Source organism: Nocardia sp. CA-129566 (assembly GCF_050956075.1).
Taxonomy (GTDB): domain Bacteria; phylum Actinomycetota; class Actinomycetes; order Mycobacteriales; family Mycobacteriaceae; genus Nocardia.
Genome location: NZ_CP192085.1, coordinates 5,335,101 through 5,356,648 on the forward strand (window position 1 = coordinate 5,335,101; position 21,548 = coordinate 5,356,648).

Below are 21,548 nucleotides of genomic sequence, written 5' to 3' on the forward strand. Positions count from 1 at the left end.
CGTGTCATGCCGAGCAATTCCCGATTCGACGACAAGATCGCGCTGATCACCGGCGGCACCAGCGGTATGGGCCTGGCCACCGCGCGCAGGTTGCTCGACGAGGGCGCGCGGGTGGTCATCACCGGGCGCGATAAGACCCGGCTAGACGCCGCCGTCGAGGAGCTCAACAGCGGGGACCGCGTCCTCGCGGTGCCGGGCGACGTCGCAGATCTGGCCGATCTCGACGCGCTCACGGCCGCGATCCAGGACCGATTCGGACGGCTGGATGTGGTGTTCGCCAATGCGGGCGTCGGCGCGTTCCAGCCGCTGACCGAGGTCACCGAGGCCGAGTTCTACCGCGTCGTCGATATCAACTTCAAAGCCGCGTATTTCACCATCCAGAAGTCCCTGCCGCTGCTGACCGATGGTGCCGCGATCGTGATCAACGCATCGTTCGCACTGCATCGCGGCGGGCCCGGCGCGGCCCTGTACTCGGCGACCAAGGCGGCCGTGCACAACCTGGCGCGCACGCTGGCGGCCGAACTGGCGCCACGGGGAATTCGGGTCAATTCCGTGAGCCCGGGCTATACCGCGACACCGGCGTTCTACGCCGAGGCTTCGGCGCAGGTCCAGGCCGCCGCGGTGGCATCGGTGGCCGCGGGCCGCATCGGCACCTCCGAGGACGTCGCCGCCGCGGTGGCCTTCCTCGCCTCCGATGAGGCGTCATACGTCAATGGACAGGACCTGCTCGTCGACGGTGGCCTCGTCGCCGCCACGCCTGCGGCCATGGTGTAAGCCACGGCGCCGCTGGGCATTTCGTGCGGCGTGGCAGCGATATGGTGTGCGTCAGTGCGCAGGGAGCGGCGCTCGCCCGCCGGAGCGACTAGGTTTGGTCGGGTGAGCATCGCGACTTCCAAAGATGTGGACGCCGAGTTCCTTGCGTTACCGCTGCACGCGCTGGCCGACGCCGCCCTGTCCGCGGCGCGCGCGGCGGGTGCCGAACATGCGGATCTGCGGGTGCATCGGCTGGTCACCCAGTCGATCCGATTGCGCGACGGCCGGGTCGAGGCGATCAGCAATGCCACCGACCTCGGCTTCGCCGTGCGCGTGATCGTCGACGGGACCTGGGGTTTCGCCTCGCATGCCGCGCTCACCCCGGATACCGCAGCCGAGGTGGCGCGCCGGGCGGTCACCGTTGCGACGACGCTGCGCGCCCTCAACCGCGAGCGTGTCGAACTCGCCGACGAACCGCGCTACGACAATGCGCACTGGGTCTCGGCCTATGCGGTGGATCCGTTCACGGTGCCGACCGCCGACAAGGTCGCACTGCTGCAGGACTATTCGGGCCGCCTGTCCGCCGCCGACGGCGTCGACCATGTCACCGCCTCGGTGCTGCAGGTCAAGGAGCAGACCTTCTACGCCGATACCGCCGGCTCCGTGATCACCCAGCAGCGAGTGCGCCTGCACCCGCAGCTCGAGGCGACCACCGTGGATTCCGCGGCGGGTGTTTTCGAGACCATGCGCACCCTGGCCGCCCCGGCCGGGCGCGGGTGGGAGTACGTCACCGGCGCGGACGGAATCTGGAACTGGAACGAAGAACTCGCGCAGATCCCCGGGTGGCTCGCGGAGAAGGTGAAGGCGCCCAGCGTCGAGGCGGGCCCCACCGACCTGGTGATCGACCCGACCAACCTGTGGCTGACCATCCACGAATCCATCGGCCACGCCACCGAATACGATCGGGCCATCGGTTACGAATCCGCCTATGCGGGTACCTCGTTCGCGACCCCGGACCAGCTCGGCACACTCCGGTACGGGACGCCGATCATGCACGTCACCGGTGATCGCACCGAGGTGCACGGTCTGGCCTCGGTCGGCTACGACGACGACGGCGTCGCCGGACAGCGCTGGGATCTGGTGCGCGACGGTGTGCTGGTCGGCTACCAACTCGACCGCGTATTCGCCCCGCGCCTGGGCCTGGCACGCTCCAACGGCTGCTCCTACGCGGACTCCCCGCACCATGTGCCGATCCAGCGCATGGCCAATGTCTCATTGCAGCCGGACCCCGAAAACGACACCAGCACGGCCGAACTCATCTCCCGGGTCGAAAACGGCATCTACATCGTCGGCGACAAGTCGTGGTCGATCGATATGCAGCGCTACAACTTCCAGTTCACCGGCCAGCGGTTCTTCCGCATTCGCGACGGCGAACTCGACGGCCAGCTGCGCGATGTCGCCTACCAGGCCACCACCACCGACTTCTGGGGTGCGATGGAGGCGGTCGGCGGTCCGTCCACCTGGCGCCTCGGCGGCGCGTTCAACTGCGGTAAGGCCCAACCCGGCCAGGTCGCTGCGGTCAGCCACGGCTGCCCGTCGATCTTGGTGCGCGGCATCAACATTCTCAACACCCGGACGGAGGCAGGTCAGTGACGGAGCGCATGATGCCCGCGGGCGCGGTGGTCGAGCAGGCACTGGCGCTCTCGCACGCGGACGAGGCGATGGTGATCGTCACCGACGCGCACGAGGCGTCGCTGCGCTGGGCGGGCAACTCGATGACCACCAATGGCTCCTCGATTTCGCGGGAATGGTCGGTCATCTCGATATTCCGGGACGGCCCGAACGCCGCGCGCGTCGGCAGTGTCAGCTCCACCAGCGTCGACCCCGACGATATCGAGGCCGTGGTCCACGCCAGCGAGGCGGCGGCCCGCACCGCCGAACCCGCCAAGGACGCGATGCCGCTGTTGACACCGGATGCCGACGGCCTGCCGGGCGGCGACGATACCGCCGATTGGGCATCCGCGCCGGGCAGCACCGGTATCGAGGTCTTCACCGAGGTGGCGCGCGATCTGGCGGGCGGATTCGACGGCGCTGACCGCCTCTACGGATTCGCCCACCACCAAGTGCACACCACCTGGCTCGGCACCTCGACCGGCGTTCGCCGCCGGTTCGTCCAGCCCACCGGTTCGGTGGAGATCAATGGAAAGCGCGGCGAGGGTGCGGATCTGGCCAGTGCGTGGGTCGGTGTCGGGACCGCGAACTTCACCGATGTCGATATACCCGGCCTGCTGAGCGAGCTGTCGCGGCGATTGGACTGGTCCAAGCGGCGGGTCGAGTTGCCCGCCGGACGTTACGAAACCCTGCTGCCGCCCTCAGCGGTCGCGGATCTGATGATCTACATGGCCTGGACCATGGAGGGCCGTGGCGCACACGAGGGACACAGCGCCTTCGCCAAGGCGGGCGGCACCCGAATCGGCGAGCGGCTCAGCGAGATCCCGCTGACGCTCTATTCCGATCCCGCCGCCAGCGGACTCGAGTACCGTCCGTTCGTCGCGACGTCATCGTCCTCGGAATCACTGTCGGTCTTCGACAATGGCCTGACCGCCCAGCGGGTGGACTGGCTGCGCGATGGCGTCATCGAATCCCTGGTCTACCCGCGCGCCACCGCCGCCGAATTCGATGCCCCCACCACGGTTCCCGGTGGGAATCTGCTGCTGACCGGCGGCTCCGGCGCGACGCTGGACACGATGATCGGCAATACCGAACGCGGCCTGCTGCTCACCACGCTCTGGTACATCCGCGAGGTCGATCCGGCCACGCTGCTGCTCACCGGCCTCACCCGTGACGGCGTCTACCTCGTGGAGAACGGCGAGGTCACCGCCGCCGTCAACAACTTCCGCTTCAACGAGAGCCCGATCGACCTACTGCGCCGCACCACCGAGGCGGGGGCCACCGAAACCACCCTGCCCCGCGAATGGAAGGACTGGTTCACCCGAACCGCTATGCCGCCCTTGCGAATTCCGGATTTCCACATGTCCTCGGTGAGCCAGGCGACCTGATCCGGCCGGTGCCGGGCTCACTGCGGCGAGCCCGGCGCGGCTGATCAAGTGGCGGGGCGACTACGTGGCGTGGGCGGTTACGCGGCGGGGGTGATCTCGAGGCCGATGGTTCCGGACTTGCCCCGGCGAATGATGCTCGCGTTCACCAGGATCGGGCCGAGCAGCCAGTACTTCCGCTTGATCAGCTTGCGGACGTGCTGGGTCTCTTCGGCATCGAGCACTCGACCGGTGCCCTCGATGACCTCACCGCGCGGCTTGCCCGACGGATTGCACGGCTGCAGGGTGACGGCCGGATTGTTGCGCAGCCGCTTGACCTTCCAACTGTTGGTCTCGGTCCATACGTACAGCTTGCCGTCGTCTTCGGCAGCCCAGACGGCGGTGCCGACCGGCGTGCCGTCCTTGCGGAAGGTCGTCAACAACACGTAATCGGCCTTGGCGATCGCATCCAGCGTGTTCGTCATATGGGCAGCCTATCGGGGATCGGGTCAGCGGGCGCGGCACGCTCGAGCCGCAGACGCGCACCGCGCCCGTCAGTCCGACATTCGGTATTCGCCCGCTTCCAGGCGTTCGAGCACACCGCCGGTCCAGTGCGACAGATTGTCGAAAACCCCGCTCCACAGCTCGAGCAGATCGGTCGCATGGGGCGGTTCGTAGCGGCCGGGGAACTTCGGGACCATGGCGAGCAGGTCGTCGCGGACCGCGGCGGCATTGCGGCGTTGTTCATGCAGTTTCTCGATGACGTGCGCGCGGGGCAGCGCATCCATGAATGCGATGCCCGCACCGAGTTCCTCCATATCGACGCTGACCAGCGCCTCGTCCATGAGTCTGCGAAACTCCGCCTCCCCGGCCTCGGTCAGTTCGAACAGGGTGCGGCCGGGCCCCTCGGTGCTGCCCTCTGTGCCGAACGCACTCAACTTGCCTTCTTGCGTCAACTGTTTGAGCGCGTGGTAGATCGATCCAGGTTTCACATTCGTCCAGGTTTCGGCACGCCAGGACAGCAGTTCGCGGCGCACCGCGTAGCCGTAGGTGGGCTGACGCAACCGCATCACGCCGAGGACGAGCAGACGCACCGCCGACATTCCGGACTCCCTTTTCTCACGGAATGGCCATGCTACTCAAATTTGACTTCCGCCGTTTCACCGCCCTAACCTCTGGTAGTCAAAATTGATTACTGCGATCGAGGTACGCGATGATGGGCGATATGGCGGTTCCGGTGCTCTGGAGCGGCGATCTGACCGAAACTCTCGACTTCTACCGAACCCTCGGATACACGGTCACCCATGAACAGACCCGGCCCTACGCCTACGGCGCGGTGCAGGCCAATGGCTGCGCGGTCCATTTCGCCGCCGCGCCCGCTGGCACCGAACTCCCTGCCGAACAGGTCGGCTGCCTGATAATGCTCGACGATGTCGCCGAGCGGCATCGCGCATTCACCGCCGCACTGCGCAAGCGCTACGGGAAGGTCCCCGCGAAAGGCAGCCCACGCATCACCAGATTCCGTCCGGGCCAAAGCCGATTCAGCGTGGTCGACCCGGTCGGCAACACCATCATCTACATCCAGCGCGACGAACCCGAGGAAGTCGAGTACAGCGGCTCCCGCAAACTCGACGGGCTGGCACGGGTTGTGGACAACGCGCGCATCCTGCGCGATTTCAAGAACGATGACGCGACCGCGATCCGAGTGCTCGAGGTCGGCCTCGGCCGGTTCGGCGCGCAGGCATCGCCCCTCGACAAGGCTCGAGCGCTTGCGGCACTCGCCGAATTGGCCGTTGCCACCGGCAATGCCGAGCGGGCCGCGACGGCACGAGCCGAACTCAGAGCAATAGCGCTGTCGGATACCGAGCGCGCCGCCGTGGCGGCGGACCTGAGCGCCGCCACCGACCTGGCCGACTGGCTGGCCGAAACCGATTGATCGGCAACCGGTTTCAGCCTGGATCACACCTTCCGGTGGTCGATCTCACGCGGCCGCGGTAAGCACTTGCGGTCCATCCTCGGTGATCGCGACCGTATGTTCGGAGTGCGCGGTCCGCGAACCATCGGCTGAGCGAATGGTCCAGCCATCCGGATCGGTATAGATACGGTCGGTCGTGCGCGCAAACCAGGGCTCGATGGCAATGGTCAAACCGGGTCGCAGCGGGAACCCGCGACCGGCGCGGCCCACATTGGACACATGCGGATCCTCGTGCATCGTGCGCCCGAGTCCGTGCCCGCCGAATTCGGTGTTCACCGGATAGCCGTTCGCCCGCGCGACCTCCGCGATGGCGGCGGAGATATCGCCGATCCGGTTGCCGGGCAATGCCACCGTGATGGCGGCGGCCAGTGCGTCTTCGGTCGCCTTGATCAGTCGCAGATCTTCCGGGTCGGCGGTGCCGACGATCATTGTCGTGGCCGAGTCGGCTACCCACCCGTCGATACCGAGCGCTAGGTCCATGGTCAGCACATCCCCGTCGCGCAGCGCGTAATCGAACGGAAGACCGTGCAGGACGGCGTCGTTCACCGAAAGGCAGACGGTGTTGCGGAACGGCCCGCGCCCAAAGGACGGCGCGTAGTCCCAGTAGCACGACACCGCACCGCGTTCGTGAATCCGTTCCCGCACATGGGCTTCCAGCTCCAGCAGGTTCACCCCGACTCCGGCCCGCTCGCGCAGTTCCGCCAGGATCTGGGCGACGAAGCGCCCTGCCACCCGCATGCGTTCGATCTCTTCCGCCGACTTCAACTCCACCATGTCCGACCTCCATCTCGGTATTTTTATACCGAGCATAGCGGCGGCCGGTATAAAAATACCATTCACCCTGCGTGACCAGGCGATGTGTTATGTTCGCGAACGCGAATGAGCACTGGTTTTTTTCATTGTTCGCCGCCCATCCGCGGCACGTGTTCCACCGATCGACTGCCCGACAGCGAGCGTAGAGGAGCCACCATGAGCGAGCGCAGCGAGCGAACCAACACAACCGCGCGCCGCAAGGCTCTAGCGCTCGCCATCGCGCTGGCCCTCGCTCTCGCGACCCCCGCTTGTGGCCGCGAATCCTCGACGAGCCAGAACCAGTCGGGCACCGTGTCCGGGCCCGCCCGCAATCCCTATCTGGCCGCCGCGACCTACGGACTCACCCATATAGATCCCGGCCAGTCCGACACCTTCCCGTACCAAACGCCACAGGGCGAGTTCCATATCGACCCGAAACAACAGGCGCGGGTTACCTCGGGACCGGTCAACATCATGACGCTCGCCGCCACCGAACCGGACTACATGTGGATCTCCTCCACCCAGGGCGTGGTCTACGTCCAGGTGGGCAATGGCATGTTCCACGAGATCGCCCGCGCCGATGCGCCCGGCACGAAACCGATCGCACCGCAAGCCCTCGACCAGGTACTCAACCAGAACTTCACCGATATCGGCCAGGTGGAAACCGCCGTGCACAACGACTGGGGCGTCGACTGGACGCGGCTCACCAACGGCGTCTACAGCCTGGTGGACAAGGACAATCGGGTCTACTACGTCACGCAGAACGCAGAGATCGTCGTCTTCGGCCTGACGAATGCGAACAATCCCCAGGCGGGCGTACGCATTCTGCGCACACTCGACTTCAAACCATGGCTCGGCACCGGCGCGGGACTCGGCGGCCTGCCCGAGTCCATCGTCGGACTGAATATGACCTACGACGGCAAGCTCGCGATACTGAGCACCCGCGGCCTGTCGATCCTCGACCGCAGCCTGCAGGGTGAACCACAGCAGATCCACTTCGGCGCCGACGAGGTGGTCTCCAATGCGATGGCGGTGGACGAGCAGGGCGGCATCTACGCCGCCTCCGACAAGATCATGCGCAAGGTGGTGTGGACCGGATCCAAGCTGTCGGCCGACGCCACCGACGGCGCGTGGGCGGCGCCCTACGATTTCGGACGGCAACCACCCGCGGTCAAGTTCGGCATCGGCACCGGGTCCACCCCCACCCTCATGGGCTACGGCAAGGACGACCGGCTCGTCGTCATCACCGACGGGGCCGATCGGATGAAGTTGGTCGCATTCTGGCGCGACGCCATTCCCGAAGGATTCCAACCGAAGCAGGACACCAAATCCAACCGGATCGCCGACCAGATCCAGGTCACGGCGGGGCTGAATCCGGAGCCCGAGTTCATCCAGAGCGAGCAGTCGGTCGTCGTGGACGGTTATGGCGCGTTCGTGGTCAACAATGCCCGACCCGAGGGTGCGATGGACCGCCTCGTAGACGTGCTCGCCGGTGGGCCGGTCTTCGCGCCCCCATCGGGTATCGAACGGTTCCAATGGGATACGGCCGCCCACCACTGGACCTCGGCGTGGTCGCGCGCTGATGTGGTCGCCACCAGCATGGTGCCCACCGCGAGCAGCAAATCCGGCGTCGTGTTCGTCAACGGCTACACCAAGGCCGACGGCTGGGAGGTGACCGGACTGGACTGGCAGTCAGGAAAGACGGTGCACCGCACCATCTTCGGGCAGAGCAACCTGGGCAACGGCGCGTACGCGCTGATCCAGTTCTTCCCGAACGGGGATCTGCTGTTCAACAGTGTCGGCGGGCCGTTCCGGGTGAAGTTCAACAGTTGAGCTTGCGGTATTTAAATACCACCCATAGTGTGGTCGCATGGTCCGACTTCCGCTGACACCCGCCCAGGTCGAGGCCGGTCGCCGCCTCGGCGCCCGACTGCGGGCCGCGCGCGCCGATCGCGACCCGGCCCAGATCGCCCGAGCGGCAGGCATCTCACCCGAGACGCTGCGCAAGATCGAAACCGGACGGCTGCCGACACCCGCATTCGGCACGATCGTGTCGCTGGCCGCGGCCCTGGAGATTCCATTGCAGGAACTCGCCGACACTTGGCGTTCGACCGGACTCGCGAAATCGGCCTGAACTACTCGGGCGTAATCGCGATCCCGACGGAGCCGTCCGCGCCCTTGAACAGCTTGTGCAGCCGGATCATAACGGTGCCGATGAACCCGTACTTGCGGGAGACCAGATCGCGCACGCGCTGAGTTCCCGCCGCATCCAGGACCTCGGCCTTGCCCGCGAACTTCTCCTCGCTCTTCGGGCGGCCGCGGCCGTCGCATATCTGCAGGACCACCTCCGGATTGCGACGAATCCGCTTGGCCTTCCAGGTCTTCGGGTTGGTCCACACCACGATCCGGTCGCCGTCCGGCGCCACCCACACCGGTGTGCCGACCGGCGTGCCGTCCTTTTTGTAGGTGGTCAGCAGGGCGAAAGTGCTCGTACTCAGCTCGTTCCAGGTCATACCGAAAACGGTAGGCGGCGGCGTTGGCCGCGACATCCGTCTGCGGACCGAACGCGCTAATACGCGTCATGACGTACCGCGGTACATGCGATGGAGCGGGCCGCGATAGGCCCCGCAAGAAGTTCGGGAGTCATCTTCTGAAGCGATGTCATTGTGATCATCAGCGTCCTGTTCGCCCTGGTCGCCACGATTCTGCTGTTCACAGCGAGCAAGCCCGCGACCGCCCGGATCGCGGCCTGGATCGCGGTGGGCATGATTTTCGTCCCCAACGTCAGCTACGTTTTCAGCGCCTTCGATCGCGGTGTCCGGCGCGGCTATGGCGTGTGGGCAGACGGCGGTTGGCTGTCGATCCCGGCGACACTCCTCGCGCTCCCGTTGATCGGTACCGCGCCGAGCATCGACCTCTGGCACCTGATTGCCACTGGACACCTTCGCGCTCAGAGCCAGCTGGGCGCGGCAACCGCCGGGCCCGTCGTGGTGATGCCGATCGCTCCGCGGCCGGTCACCCAGCGAGTGACCGCGGCAAGCGATCCCGTGATCGTGGTGCCGGTCGAGACCTCGGGTAGAACAGCGACCGGTGCCCGATCATCGACCCGTAAGGCCAGACCCGCGCCGACATCGCGATTGCGCCAGACATTGACGACGTCGTCGAGCAGGCTGCTCGAGATCACGTCGGGGAACACATCGAAACGACCACCGTTGGCGAGGTCCACCGCGTGAATCCACACCTCGCGGCAGCGCATCCACAGTGTCTCCACGACCGGAACCGAACGCCCCTGCACGGTACGGACTTTCGTGTCCCAAGCCGCGTCCGGGAGGTTGCGCCATTTCTCGTCGAGCCGCGCGACTGTGTGGTCGAACAAGTTCCGCAGGGCGGCGGGCGACATCGTGGCGCCCTCCTCGATGTCCCGCCCACGTTGCTCCGGCGAGGTATACATGGGTGTTGCGATACCCGTTGCCGCCCAATCGAGCAGATTACCGAGGGCGACCGCGTTGTAGCTCACATGCGCGATGAGGTGGCGGCGGGTCCAGCCTTTGAGCAGGGTCGGTTCCCCGAGTTCGTCATCGGTGAGCGCGGCGAGCCGCTCCGCGAAATAGGCGGTGCCGCGGCGGGCGAGAAGCGACTGTTCGGTGCGAGCGAGATCGTGGAATCCCATCAGCGCGAGACTCCTATTTGACGATCGTCTTGTTCCGGACCGTCCCCAGCCCTTCGATAGTGACCTCGACCGTTTCCCCGTTCTGGATGTAGACCTCGGGCTTGCGTGCGTGGCCGACACCGCCGGGAGTTCCGGTGCAGATGACGTCACCCGGTTGCAGGGTGAGGATGTGGGAGATGTACTCGATCAACTTGGCAGGCTTGAATACCAGGTCGTCGGTGGTAGTGGTCTGCACCGTGCGGCCTTCGAGCTTGGTCTCGAGCTTGCTTCCGAAGGTATATGAGTCCGTGGTGGTGAGGAAAGGACCGAAACCGGCGGTCTTCTCGAATGACTTGCCCTGGTCCCATTGCAGAGTGCGGGTTTGGTAGTCGCGCATCGTGAAGTCGTTGATGACCGAGTAACCGGCGATGTAGGCCTCAGCGTCGGCTTCATCCACCTGGTAGGCGGTCTTGCCGATGACGACGGCGAGCTCACCTTCCCAATCACATTGCGCCGCGGCGTAGGTCGGGACGATGACGTCGTCGTACGGCCCGGTCAGGGCTTCCCGGAACTTGGCGAACAAGGTCGGGTAGGCGGGCAGTTCCCGCCCCATTTCCTTGATATGGGTCGCGTAGTTGAGGCCGACACAGATGACTTTGCTGGGTTCGGGGACCACGGGGGCGTATTCGACGCCCCCGAGCACAACTGCGACGCCCTCGGCCGCTTCGGCGATAGCCCGCCAATCGGCTTGCGCGAGCAGCTCGGACAGATCAGCGAAACCTTCGATGACAGTGGCGAATTCGTCGCGTTCCACACGGACGGCGGCGGTGGCACCGGCGTTCGAATCAAGGCGTATTGTGGCGAGTCGCATCGGATCAGGCTCCTTCGGAAATCTGGGTGCGGTCGAAATGCAGGCGTTCGACGATCGGGGCGTCGGAGAACATGAACAGGTCCAGGCCGTGGTCGGTGTCGATCGACCATTCGGTCCAGGATGGGACGGCGATCATGTCGCCTTTTCCGATCTCGGAAACCTTGTCCCCCAGGTGGAATCGTCCGGTGCCATCGAATACCTGGTAGACCGACGAGCCGACGTCACGGCGCGGTCGGGTGTGCGCGCCGGCGCGCAGGCGGTGAAATTCGGCGCGAATGGTCGGCATGACATCGCCGCCGGTGGTCGGGTTGGTGTAGCGCACCGCGGCATGTCCGGGTTCGGTGGTGGCCGCGTGGCCTTCGTCCTCGAGAGCGAGCTGTTCGCGCAGTGCCGCGTCGGTGTGCTCCCACCGGTAGGCGGCGATCGGTGAGCTGGTCTTGTCACCCAATCCGACCAGTGGGCGCAACCCGGGGTGCGCCCAGAGTCGTTCGGCGCGTGAGATATCCGGTGTGGCCTCGTCCGTGACTCCATCGGAACCGAATTCGAAGAACCCGGTATCGGTGTAGTTGACGAACGGAATGTCGAGGCCATCGATCCATGCCATCGGCTGATCGGTCTCATTGTGGTGGCCGTGGAATGCCCAGCCCGGGGTCAGTAGGAAGTCGCCGCGACGCATCGCGACCGGATCGCCGTTGACGACCGTCCAGACGCCTTCTCCCGCCACGACGAATCGGAAAGCGTTCTGCGCGTGGCGATGCTCGGGTGCGGTTTCCTTCGGGCCCAGGTACTGAATAGCGGCCCACAGCGTCGGAGTGACGTACGGTACGCCGCCCAGACCTGGATTGGCGAGAGCGATGGCTCGCCGTTCCCCGCCTCGTCCCACCGGGACGAGGTCGCCGGCGCGCTGCGCGATCGGATAGAGCGTGGACCACTTCCAGACAAAGGGAATCGCCTTGGACGCCGGCGTCATCGGCATGAGGTCGTTGGTCTGCGTCCAGAGCGGGTTCAGGTGCTCGGCTGTGAAGTCCCGGTAAAGCTGCTCCAGGGCCGGGTCGGGTGCGGTCGTGGTGTCGACGTTTTCGATGGTGCTCATTTATATCCGCCTTGTTTTGTTCAGACCGCGTGCGCGGTGCCCGGTTCCAGAACGACGAGCTCGCAACCAGCGGGACCGAGATTGCGCAACAGCTGGTAGTGCAGTTGCTGATGAATCTGAGCGAGTCCGGCCTGGTGTACGGGGATCGCGACGCGGGGCGCGACGCGGCGCAGGAAATCGACGGCTTCGCCGATCTTCATCCACGGTCCGCCGGCCGGGATGAGCAATACATCGATCGCATGCCCTTCGGGGAAGGTCTCGAGGTCGTCGCCGGGATGCAGAATCGATCCGTCGATGACGTAGCCATTGTTGAGGACATTCGGCAGCGCGGCGTGAATGCACGCGTGCGCGCCGCCGATTACGTCTACCCGCACATCGGCGACCCACAGTTTGTCGCCCGGCTGCACCGTGGTGACGGTCCGGTCGAGGCCCGAAAGCAGGGCGGCGCTGGCGGAATCGGCCACGACGTCGGCGGTCGGATTGGCCGCGAGCAGCGCCGTCACTCGGTCGATGTCGATGTGGTCGGGATGGGAGTGGGTGATCAGCACCGCTGCCAGGCCACGGAGTTCTTCGAATCCGGTGGCGTAGGTGCCGGGGTCGATGAGGAGGCGGATCTCGGCGCCGGGCGCGGGGATCTCGAGGAGCACGCATGCGTGCCCGAAGTGAGTGATCTTCATTGTTCTCGTTTCCATGGGTCAGATCCAGAACGGGCGGGCCGGAAGGCTTCCGTTCGGGGTTTCGAGTAGGCCCCCAGCACTGCGGCCGGTCACCCAATCGAGCAGTCCGGCTGGGCTTCCGGTGATCTCGATGGGCCCCGGATAGTTCCCGGGCCGGGTGCGCAGTGCCTTATCGGATCCGGTCGGTCGCAGCACGAGTGCGGGCCAGTCAGCTCTGTGTCGCACCGCTCGTACCGCGTCGGCCAGTAGTGCGTCGATCAGATCCGTGGGCAGGTCCTCGAAGCGACCACCCAGGTCCACGTGGTGGACGCTGACTTCGCGCAGCCGCAGCCACACCAAGCCGGAGGCGGTGACCAGTTTCCCTGTGGGAGTGCGGATCAAGCGCCCCCAGTCCGCGGCGCGCAGCCCGGACACCGTCGTTGCGAGCCGGGCCGCCGAGTCGAACGCGTCGGTGATCAGCACCGCGCCGGGCCGGTCCGCACCGGTGTCGATGGTCCATCGTCGGCCCGAATCGCGGCCGGTCAGCTGGTTGTTCACGCTGTCGGCGTGGTTCGCCAGATGGGTGACCAATGCCCCGGTGGTCCACCCGGGCAGAGCCGATTGCTCGTTGAAGTCCGATTCCCAGTACTTGTCGATGGTCTCGAGCAGGCGTTTGGTCTCCGACTCGAGCCAATCGATGAGCCGATCAGTGGACATCGGCCCGCGCTGCGCGTCTGACGAGGTACTCCCAGCCGGCGCCCAGCTGTCCCGGGTTCCAGATCTGATCACGTTTGAAGCGTGTCTCCTGCTCATCCGACCATACCTTCGATCCACCCGCAGCCAGTGCGAGAAGTTGTGTGCGGCAGGCACGTTCGAGCAGCACCGCGTACATGACAGCGCTTGCGGCGTCAGGTCCGACCGTCACCGCACCGTGGTTGGGCATCAAGATGCCGTGTGCGTCACCGAGTGTCTCGGCGAGTGAGCGGCCCAGGTCCGGGGTCGCGATGAGAGCGCCGGTTTCGGTGAAGCGGGGTAGCTGCGGATAGGTGAACGGCACCGCGTCGTGCGAAATCGGTTGCAGCTCGGCGTCCATCGAGGCGAAGGCGGCGAGTGCGGGTGCGTGGGTGTGCACGACACATCCCACATCCGTGCGCCGCGCCATGATCTCGGTATGGATGGGAAATTCGAGGTGTCGTTTCCCCTCCCCCGTCAGCACCGCACCGTCGGGCGAGACGAGGTGGACCTTGTCGGTGTCGATTTCCTCGAATCCCCAACTGGATGCCTTGATCCACACGCCCTTACCTTCAGGGTCGCGGACCGAGGCGTGGCCCCACACCATGTCACTGAGGCCCGCGAACGCAAGCGCACCACTGGCTTGCACTACTTCGCGCACCGCGTCGTTCATCAGTTCTCCTATCCGACGCGGACCTGGTATAGCCAGTCCAGGTCGACGTAGTGCTCGGTGGTGTCGCGGGCGAAGACCCTGTTGCGCAGTTCTCGGACGATGGGGTCTTCGGTATGCCAGATCTCGCCCCACATGCGGGCGACCGACTGGATCTGGGCGGTGCGCGGAATACGCTCGGCCTGATACGCCGCGAAGGCTTCGTCGACGTCACCGCTGTGCTCGGCCATGAACCGGGCCAGGCACTCGGCGTCCTCGATGGCCTGGCACGCGCCCTGGGCCAGGTATTGCAGCATCGGATGCGCGGCGTCGCCGAGCAAGGTGACCCGCCCGACGGTCCAGTTGGCCAGTGGCGCACGGTCGTACATCGGCCAGCGCTTCTCGCGTTTGAACTGGGAAATGGACCCGCGTACCTGCCCACAGGCGGTACCGAAGTGCTCGTCGAGTTCGTCGGGGGTGCCCCACTCCTCGGTCCCGGCGATGGCGGGATCGAAATGGTCGCTGCGGAATACCGCGACCTGGTTGTACAGGTCGCCGCCCCGGATCGGGTACTGCACGAGGTGCTTGTTCGGTCCGATCCAGACGATTTCGTCGTCGTTCTCGACGGGCGCACTGACCTCGCTCATCGGGAGCGCACCGCGGTAGGCGACGTAGGCCGAGCAGATGGGGGCATCGTCGGACAGCAACGTGCGGGTTTTGGACCACAGGCCGTCCGCGCCGACAACCGCGTCGCACACATACTCGGTGCTGTCCGCGAAATCGACCACCACCGTGTTGTTCTCGCGGTTGGCGATCCCGGTGACCGTTTTGTCGGTCTCGAGGGTGACGTTCGCCTGCTCGCGGCAGGCGTCGAGCAGCGCGTCGAGTAGATCGCCACGGTGCAGCACCGAGTAGGACCGTCCGTAGCGGGCGACGAACCGGTCCGCGAGATCGACAGTGGCCAGCTGCTCACCGGAGTCGATGTCGAGGAAGACCAGGTTTTTCGGCCGGACCGCGATCCGCTCGATCGCACCGGCCAGCCCGAGCTGGTCGAGGATCCGAATCGCGTTGGGCGCCAATTGGATACCGGCACCGATTTCACCGAACTCCGGAGCCTGTTCAACGATGTGCACAGCGAAGCCCGCCTGTGCCAGGGCCAGCGCGGTGGTCATACCACCGATGCCGCCGCCGATGATCAGAAAGGGAACACGCATGACTTACTACTCCTTGATCCATGAGGCCGCGAGCGGGGTGTCCACACCGACCGCGCCGAGTCCGACCGCGCCGCCGGGGTCGCCGAGGGCTTCTTCGCGACCGGGTAGCGGTAATGCGAAGAACGCAGCATTGTCCTGCCGCCAGGTCGGGTCGGTGATGTCCTTGGGGCTCTGGATCGCCGACACCGGGCATTCGGACAGGCAGTTGCCGCAGTCGATGCATTCGTTCGGGTTGATGTATCGCTTGGTGAGACCCTCGTAGATGCAATCCACCGGACACATGTCGACGCAAGAACCGTCGAGTTCGTTGATGCAGGCGTCGTTGATGACATACGCCATGTCAGGCTCCTCTCAGGCCGCTGGCCGGGGCCGGGTTCGCGTATCAGCCAGCTGGGGCGGCGTTTTCAGGCCACATGCTGGGGTGGCATTTCGGTGGAGTGGCCCGGGAACAGGGCTTCTCCGGGCCGCAGAGTCACCGCGATGTTGTTGACGGCCGTGGCCGCCTCGCCGAATCCGACCGCGATCAGTTGCACTTTGCCGGGGTAGGTGGTGATGTCGCCGGCGGCGAAAACGCGAGATCGGCTGGTGGCCATGGTGGTATCGACTTCGATCTGTTTGTCGGTCATCCGCAGCCCCCACTGGGTCAGTGGGCCGAGCGCAGCGATATGACCGAGCGCAGGAATGAGGACGGTGGCGTCGAGTTGCTCGGTGGTGTCGTCGACGCAATCGCGCACCGTCACCGCACGCAGGAAGCCGTTGCCATGTACCTGGGCGATCTCACTGTTGATGATCATCCGCGCCGAGGTGGCAGACAGCTGGGCCAGCGCGCTTTCATGCGCCCGGAAGCGGTTGCGCCGATGGACGACGGTGACCGAGCGGGCATGCGAGACAAGAGAATTCGCCCAGTCCACCGCACTGTCTCCACCGCCGACGACGATCACGTGATCGTTTGCGTAGAGCTCGGGCGAACCGACGACGTATTCGACGCCGTGCCCGGTGAATCCGTCCAACGCCGGCAGCGGCCGCGGGCTGAAGCGGCCGATACCCGCAGTGACCAGTACCGCGCCGGCATGGATGCGGGTGCCGGTCGCAGTGGTCATGATCAGCGAACCGTCAGGCTGGTCCTCGAGGGTAGTGGCCTCTTGATTCAGCAGAATGGTCGTGTCGGCGGTCGACGCCTGCTCGGTCAGTCGATCGATGAGCTCTCGGCCGCGGATCGCCGGGAAACCCGCGACGTCGTAGATGTTCTTCTCCGGATACAGCGCGGCGGTCTGCCCGCCCAGGTGCGGGAGACTGTCAACGAGGGTGACGTGTAGTCCGCGCAGGCCCGCGTAGTAGCAGGCGAACAGCCCCGCCGGGCCGGCTCCGGTGATCAGCAGATCTGTTTCGATCATGGTCAGCTCCAGATCAACCCGTCGGTGGCGGGCTTGGCTTGCGCCAGATCGGCGTACGCCCGCTGAGCGGCCGGATGTAGCGGGACCGGGGTCTTCGCCATCGTGGCCGGATCCAGGGGGTAGCCGACCGGTGTGTGATCGGGGTCCATATGGATGTACTGGGCCTCGAGGGCCTTGCGCTGCTGGACCATGCACCAGGTCGCCAGGTAGGCGATGTCGTCGGGCAGGTCGGCGCGGCACAGCACCACCAGGTCGGCGAAATCCAGTGTGCGCAGATCACTTTCAAGACCGGGAAGGTATCCGGCGTCGACAGTCGCGGCGCCCCAGCCGAGTTCGGCGAAGCCGTCGATGACGTCGTCTCCCCAGTCCAAGTAGCGCACCGGCCGCCGGTCGGCGATCTGCTGCCACACCGGCATCATGATCGCTTCGTTGATCAGCACATTGGCCTGGCCGGTGGTGAAGGCGTGGAGTGCGGGGAACGGCCGCTCCCAGTACATGAAACGGGCACCATTGGCCACCAGCATTTCCGGGTCCGCCCCGGCCAGCCGCAATCCGTGATGGGCGGCCATACCGATGGTGTTGATCCCGTCTTCCGCGCAGGTCGCGATAACCAGCTGGTCGGCCACCTTCGCGAGGTCGGCCACCGTATGCACCGGCAGGCTCGCATCGACCGCGATGACCAGGCGGTCACGGTGAGCGATCGAGCCCAGCGCCCGTAAGCTCGGCTGCGGGCCGACCCCGATCGGTCCCGATCCGTCGAAGACGAGCCGGACAGCCGCAGCCGGGGTCATGACGGTGATGTCGACCTCGCCCGCGAGCAGAGCATCGGTCTGATCACGGCCGCCGCGTCCCGCCCAGGTGGCGAAACGTGAACCGACACCGGACCTGTCGCCGATCTCCTGGGCCAGCCACCCGCAGATGCGCGTCATATTCGCCTGGCCCCAGTCGGCCCGGAACTGCAGCGTGATGTCCCGCTCGATCCGAGGTTCGGCCGTCGCCCGCACTCCCGCTGTCATTCCGCGACCAGCGCGCTCAGACCCGCCTCATCGAGTGTCAGGTCGACCTCGGTAATGGAGTCGAACGGGAATCCGACCCGCTCGAACTCCTTCTCGACCGACGCTGCGTCGCCCGCCTCGTACAGGGTCACGATGAACCCCGCATCGGTATTGGCTTCCAGCCGCTTGAACGTCGCGTGCACACCCTTGGCTACCTCGGGCCCGAAGCCCGCGACTTCCTCGGCGGACAGTCCGGGCGCCTGATGAAGGCTCAGAAAGAGAGGCATATCGTCTCCTGACATTGGTGTCATGATATGGAACACTGTGCCTCATGATGACATGTTGTGGATCACGTCGCAAGAATTCTAGTTCCGCTATAAGGGCCCATGTTCCCCATCATGGAATACTTTGGCGCACATTGCCCAGGTGGCGAATGGCGCGACCAGCGGGAATCGCACCGCCGTGGGATACCGTGAACTCATGAATGCCAATCGCCTCGATCAGCTGGGCAGCACCACCAAGCCTGCGCGAGTGGACAGTTCGGATGAGGAATCCGACGAGCGACCCGCCGGCCTGATCGGAGCGGTCGACAACGTACTGCGCCTGCTGCGGCTGTTCGAGAACAGCAAACAGCTTCGGGTCAACGAGGTCAGCCGCGAAATGGGTTTGTCCCGCTCGACCGTGCACCGAATGCTCTCCACGTTGAGCTACCACCAGTTCGTCGAACAGGACGAGTTCTCCCGGGCCTATCAGCCAGGACCGGCCCTGGTCGACATCGGACTGGCCGTCGTACAGAACATGGACATCCGGGTGATCGCCCGCAGCGCGCTGACCAAGCTGTGGACCGAGACCAACGAGACGGTCCATCTGGCAATCCTGCGCGGACCCGAGGTGCTGTTCCTCGACAGCATCGAAAGCCAGCAGATCGTGCGCACCGGCAGCCGTATCGGCTGGACACTGCCCGCCCATGCAACCGCCAGCGGCAAAGCACTGCTGGCCGAACTCGACGAGGACGATCTGCTGGCGCTGTATCCGAACGAGGAACTCGAGGCGCCGACCGATACCGCACTCAACAGCCGAGCCGCCCTGATCACCCAACTGGCCGAAACACGCGACCGGGGCTATGCGATCAATAACGCCGAGAGCGAAACCGATGTCAGCGCGGTCGGCGCCGTCGTGCGCGACCGCGCCGGGCGGGCACGCGCATCGATCGCGGTGACAGCACCCCGCTCGCGCGTCGACCAGGAGTGGGTGGCTGCGACCGCGGCCGCCACCGTTCGAATCGCGAGCGAACTCAGCGGCCGGATCGGGTAGCCGACAACACTGCACGACCAACCACTTTCGGTGACCTTCGCGAACCATCAGGCTCATGCGGAGGTCACCGAACTCGTCTCACGGTCACGCGGATTTCGATTGTTCTCAATTCGCCCCTCTCGGGCTCACCCCTTGCTAACCTACGGTTCGTGATGCGGACAACTGTTCCGTATCGCGCTACATAACCTCCGGTGAGGTAGCGGTGTGTCGTATCCACCCCTCATCCCCATCGGGACTATCGCCTCTACATCCAAGTGACACAGAGGAATTCGGCTCATGACACTGAACGAACCCACACCCGCCGAAGTCGAGCAAGAGATCGTCGAACTGTTGCGGATCGAGGAGATCGGAGCGCTCGCCGTCGTCACCCCGGACGGCGCTCCGCTGGCCGCGACCATGCACTTCGCCTCCGACGGGCTGACCACCTACGTGCACACCTTCACCTACACACGGAAGTACGCCGCCCTCTTGGCCGACAACCGAGTCAGCTACACACTCGATCACCTTCCAGCAGACGGCTTCGCAGGGCGGGCCGCACTCCGTGCGATCCAAGTCAATGGAATCGCCACTCGGGTGACCGAACCCGCCGAGATCGACCGCGCGATCCAGGTCAGCCATGAGCAGTTCGAGTGGCTCAAAGACGCTGATATCTACCAGAGCTTCAAGCGAACAGGTGGCGGCGGCAGTCAGGTCTTCTTCCGAATCGATCCGGTCGAGGCACTGTGGAACGACAATCGCGTGCGCATCCAGTGGCGCACGTTGGTCAGGTTCGACGCCGACGGTAAGCACGTCGCCGCGCTCGAGCCATATAAGAGTCGGGGCTGACGGAGCACTACGGCAAGCATTGACGGTCGCTTGCCGACGATAGCGCCAGTTGCTACTGTTGTCCCGTGACGCGGGTCACTGTTCCGCATGATGCGACAGATCGGCAGGACAGGCCCGAACGCCATCGAGGCCCTGCCCCGTACCTGGAGTCGCCACCTCGCGTCCGGCCCGCCCATGCGTGCTCGCCGGCCCTATCCCCTGGATCGCGGCAGGCATGAGGCACAGTTCGAAGGAGAATGATGTGAGCCAAGCCATCGAAGCCGCTGCAGCCATCCCCGAGATGACCGCCGGAAAGCGAATCCCGCCGCCTACGGGCATGCGAGAACCGTTGAAGGTCAGCGTGTACGAGCGGATGGCCAAAGCCGGCGCCGAACTGGTCCCGATCTTCCCGTACGACGATGCGGGCGCGATGGTGCCGTGCGGCGCGCTCATGTACGGGGAACCGGGCAAGGATCATGGCCACTTCTTCCACGCCAACTCGGTGTCGGAGGTGACGGTGATCTTCGGCGCGAACGACGCGATGCTGCAGACCGGCCAGATCATGGCACTGCAGAAGTTCCACGGCGTGAATTCCTTTCTGCGTGACCAGGAGAACCCCGAAGCGTTCGTGCTGGTAACGGTCACCCAGCTGCAGTCAGAGGAGGCCGGGCAGCAGGAAGCCATGGTCGCCAAGTGCCAGAGCTGCAAGAAGGAGATGCTTCGACACGAATACGATGCCGGCCCCGAAGGCGCACCGGACTTCGATCCGACCCGATTCGGCAAGGCCGACGATGTCTATCGGCAGTTCTCCACCATGGTCGGATCCCACGAATTCGCCGCGATCCGCAACTCCGATGCCGGTCGCACCTGCGGCAATTGCGGGCACGTGAACACTGAATTCCCGGCCGCCCCGTGGGGCTGGGGCCGAGTGGTCGAACAAACCCGGGTCGCCAATGCCGCCTACCACGCACTGCGCAAAACCGCGAAGGAAGAGGGATAATCACATGTCGCGCCGACGTATGCTGTCAGCCTTCAAAACCGGTGCCACAGTTGGCAATTACGCCGATCTCGCGGTCCTGCCGATCGACGTCGACCCCCAACTGGTGCTCTCGAGGAACTGGGTCGACCAGCCGTTCTATCAGATCTTCGCCAGGGACACCATCATCGTCCAGATGTCGGGCTCGTCTCGAATCAGTATGCGCAACAGCAATGTCAACTACTTCATTGCTCAGGTAGGCGACAACGTCTACGTCCCAGCAGGGACCCCGCACCGTATCGAGCCCATCGAAGAGGGCGTCATGCTGCGCTATGTCGCACTCGAAGCGGGACTCGTCGCCGCGGCCTGGTTCTGCCACACATGCGGCGAGGAACTACACCGCCTGGAATGGGAACACGACAATGACTCCGAAGCCGCACCCATCTACGCGACCGCCTGCGCCCGCTTCAGCGCCGACCTCGACGCCCGCACCTGCGGCACCTGCGGCACCGTAGCCGAACCGATCGACCTCGACATTCTCGGCTGGTCCGGACTCGTCTCCGCAGCCGTTCCCGTCGCGGGATAAGCATCCGATCCATTCCTGCTCCGCACTCATCGAATGCGGAGCGGTTCGAGCACGCGACAA

General features: G+C 65.3%; 25 protein-coding genes. 10 read left to right on the forward strand and 15 right to left on the reverse strand.

Going from position 1 to position 21,548, the window contains the following annotated elements; genetic code table 11:
* The first annotated feature begins 6 nt into the window (after nucleotides 1–6).
* The 3 genes from ACQP0C_RS22990 to ACQP0C_RS23000 all read left to right on the forward strand — a co-directional run bounded on the left by ACQP0C_RS22990 (nucleotide 7) and on the right by ACQP0C_RS23000 (nucleotide 3,812).
* Nucleotides 7–774, forward strand: coding sequence for a glucose 1-dehydrogenase (locus ACQP0C_RS22990; RefSeq protein ID WP_433722941.1), 768 nt, complete (start codon nucleotides 7–9; stop codon nucleotides 772–774).
* Nucleotides 775–876: 102 nt separating this feature from the next.
* A complete protein-coding gene (locus ACQP0C_RS22995) occupies nucleotides 877–2,406 on the forward strand; it encodes a TldD/PmbA family protein (RefSeq protein WP_433722943.1) in 1,530 nt (509 codons plus the stop codon).
* A gap of 8 nt (nucleotides 2,407–2,414) precedes the next feature.
* Nucleotides 2,415–3,812: a metallopeptidase TldD-related protein gene (locus ACQP0C_RS23000; protein ID WP_433734629.1), complete on the forward strand. Its 1,398-nt coding sequence runs from the start codon at nucleotides 2,415–2,417 to the stop codon at nucleotides 3,810–3,812.
* A gap of 77 nt (nucleotides 3,813–3,889) precedes the next feature.
* Here ACQP0C_RS23000 and ACQP0C_RS23005 read toward each other — a convergent pair whose 3' ends face one another.
* Nucleotides 3,890–4,273, reverse strand: coding sequence for a PPOX class F420-dependent oxidoreductase (locus ACQP0C_RS23005; RefSeq protein WP_433722945.1), 384 nt, complete (start codon nucleotides 4,271–4,273; stop codon nucleotides 3,890–3,892).
* Between the two features lie 69 nt (nucleotides 4,274–4,342).
* Nucleotides 4,343–4,891: a PadR family transcriptional regulator gene (locus ACQP0C_RS23010; RefSeq protein WP_433722947.1), complete on the reverse strand. Its 549-nt coding sequence runs from the start codon at nucleotides 4,889–4,891 to the stop codon at nucleotides 4,343–4,345.
* 122 nt (nucleotides 4,892–5,013) lie between these two features.
* Between ACQP0C_RS23010 and ACQP0C_RS23015 the strand changes: the two genes are divergently transcribed.
* Nucleotides 5,014–5,724, forward strand: a complete 711-nt coding sequence (locus ACQP0C_RS23015) for a glyoxalase (RefSeq protein WP_433722949.1) — start codon at nucleotides 5,014–5,016, stop codon at nucleotides 5,722–5,724.
* A gap of 45 nt (nucleotides 5,725–5,769) precedes the next feature.
* Here ACQP0C_RS23015 and map read toward each other — a convergent pair whose 3' ends face one another.
* Entirely contained in the window at nucleotides 5,770–6,537 is a 768-nt protein-coding gene (gene map, locus ACQP0C_RS23020) for a type I methionyl aminopeptidase (RefSeq protein WP_433722951.1), read from the reverse strand.
* Between the two features lie 195 nt (nucleotides 6,538–6,732).
* Between map and ACQP0C_RS23025 the strand changes: the two genes are divergently transcribed.
* Entirely contained in the window at nucleotides 6,733–8,388 is a 1,656-nt protein-coding gene (locus ACQP0C_RS23025) for a hypothetical protein (RefSeq protein ID WP_433722953.1), read from the forward strand.
* A 37-nt stretch (nucleotides 8,389–8,425) separates the two neighbouring features.
* Nucleotides 8,426–8,689, forward strand: a complete 264-nt coding sequence (locus tag ACQP0C_RS23030) for a helix-turn-helix transcriptional regulator (protein WP_433722955.1) — start codon at nucleotides 8,426–8,428, stop codon at nucleotides 8,687–8,689.
* A 1-nt stretch (nucleotide 8,690) separates the two neighbouring features.
* On the opposite strand, the gene ACQP0C_RS23035 is transcribed toward ACQP0C_RS23030, so the two are convergent.
* From ACQP0C_RS23035 to ACQP0C_RS23090, 12 genes are all read right to left on the reverse strand, one after another.
* The gene (locus ACQP0C_RS23035) at nucleotides 8,691–9,068 is read right to left on the reverse strand and encodes a PPOX class F420-dependent oxidoreductase (protein WP_433722957.1); all 378 of its coding nucleotides are present in this window, start codon (nucleotides 9,066–9,068) and stop codon (nucleotides 8,691–8,693) included.
* A gap of 437 nt (nucleotides 9,069–9,505) precedes the next feature.
* Nucleotides 9,506–10,225, reverse strand: a complete 720-nt coding sequence (locus ACQP0C_RS23040; RefSeq protein ID WP_433722959.1) for a maleylpyruvate isomerase family mycothiol-dependent enzyme — start codon at nucleotides 10,223–10,225, stop codon at nucleotides 9,506–9,508.
* 13 nt (nucleotides 10,226–10,238) lie between these two features.
* Nucleotides 10,239–11,075: a fumarylacetoacetate hydrolase family protein gene (locus tag ACQP0C_RS23045; RefSeq protein WP_433722961.1), complete on the reverse strand. Its 837-nt coding sequence runs from the start codon at nucleotides 11,073–11,075 to the stop codon at nucleotides 10,239–10,241.
* A 4-nt stretch (nucleotides 11,076–11,079) separates the two neighbouring features.
* Nucleotides 11,080–12,168 carry a cupin domain-containing protein gene (locus ACQP0C_RS23050; protein WP_433722963.1) on the reverse strand — a complete coding sequence of 363 codons (1,089 nt, stop codon included), beginning with the start codon at nucleotides 12,166–12,168 and terminating at the stop codon, nucleotides 11,080–11,082.
* Nucleotides 12,169–12,188: 20 nt separating this feature from the next.
* Entirely contained in the window at nucleotides 12,189–12,845 is a 657-nt protein-coding gene (locus ACQP0C_RS23055; protein WP_433722965.1) for an MBL fold metallo-hydrolase, read from the reverse strand.
* An 18-nt stretch (nucleotides 12,846–12,863) separates the two neighbouring features.
* Nucleotides 12,864–13,541 carry a maleylpyruvate isomerase family mycothiol-dependent enzyme gene (locus ACQP0C_RS23060; protein ID WP_433722966.1) on the reverse strand — a complete coding sequence of 226 codons (678 nt, stop codon included), beginning with the start codon at nucleotides 13,539–13,541 and terminating at the stop codon, nucleotides 12,864–12,866.
* A complete protein-coding gene (locus tag ACQP0C_RS23065; protein WP_433722968.1) occupies nucleotides 13,531–14,229 on the reverse strand; it encodes a class II aldolase/adducin family protein in 699 nt (232 codons plus the stop codon). Before ACQP0C_RS23065 ends, ACQP0C_RS23060 begins: the two co-directional genes overlap by 11 nt.
* Before the next feature lie 8 nt (nucleotides 14,230–14,237).
* Entirely contained in the window at nucleotides 14,238–15,419 is a 1,182-nt protein-coding gene (locus ACQP0C_RS23070) for an FAD-dependent monooxygenase (RefSeq protein ID WP_433722970.1), read from the reverse strand.
* A 6-nt stretch (nucleotides 15,420–15,425) separates the two neighbouring features.
* Nucleotides 15,426–15,758, reverse strand: coding sequence for an indolepyruvate ferredoxin oxidoreductase subunit alpha (locus ACQP0C_RS23075; RefSeq protein WP_433722972.1), 333 nt, complete (start codon nucleotides 15,756–15,758; stop codon nucleotides 15,426–15,428).
* Nucleotides 15,759–15,823: 65 nt separating this feature from the next.
* The gene (locus tag ACQP0C_RS23080; protein ID WP_433722974.1) at nucleotides 15,824–16,813 is read right to left on the reverse strand and encodes an NAD(P)/FAD-dependent oxidoreductase; all 990 of its coding nucleotides are present in this window, start codon (nucleotides 16,811–16,813) and stop codon (nucleotides 15,824–15,826) included.
* Nucleotides 16,814–16,815: 2 nt separating this feature from the next.
* Complete coding sequence (locus ACQP0C_RS23085; RefSeq protein ID WP_433722976.1) at nucleotides 16,816–17,829, reverse strand: TAXI family TRAP transporter solute-binding subunit; 1,014 nt, start codon at nucleotides 17,827–17,829, stop codon at nucleotides 16,816–16,818.
* Nucleotides 17,826–18,095: a nickel-binding protein gene (locus ACQP0C_RS23090; RefSeq protein ID WP_433722978.1), complete on the reverse strand. Its 270-nt coding sequence runs from the start codon at nucleotides 18,093–18,095 to the stop codon at nucleotides 17,826–17,828. Before ACQP0C_RS23090 ends, ACQP0C_RS23085 begins: the two co-directional genes overlap by 4 nt.
* Nucleotides 18,096–18,288: 193 nt before the next feature.
* Between ACQP0C_RS23090 and ACQP0C_RS23095 the strand changes: the two genes are divergently transcribed.
* The 4 genes from ACQP0C_RS23095 (at nucleotide 18,289) to ACQP0C_RS23110 (ending at nucleotide 21,488) form a co-directional block, all read left to right on the forward strand.
* Nucleotides 18,289–19,122, forward strand: coding sequence for an IclR family transcriptional regulator (locus ACQP0C_RS23095; protein WP_433722980.1), 834 nt, complete (start codon nucleotides 18,289–18,291; stop codon nucleotides 19,120–19,122).
* A 276-nt stretch (nucleotides 19,123–19,398) separates the two neighbouring features.
* Entirely contained in the window at nucleotides 19,399–19,947 is a 549-nt protein-coding gene (locus ACQP0C_RS23100) for a pyridoxamine 5'-phosphate oxidase family protein (RefSeq protein WP_433722982.1), read from the forward strand.
* A 241-nt stretch (nucleotides 19,948–20,188) separates the two neighbouring features.
* Nucleotides 20,189–20,926, forward strand: coding sequence for a hypothetical protein (locus ACQP0C_RS23105; protein ID WP_433722984.1), 738 nt, complete (start codon nucleotides 20,189–20,191; stop codon nucleotides 20,924–20,926).
* Between the two features lie 4 nt (nucleotides 20,927–20,930).
* A complete protein-coding gene (locus ACQP0C_RS23110) occupies nucleotides 20,931–21,488 on the forward strand; it encodes a hypothetical protein (RefSeq protein WP_433722986.1) in 558 nt (185 codons plus the stop codon).
* Nucleotides 21,489–21,548: the final 60 nt, after the last annotated feature.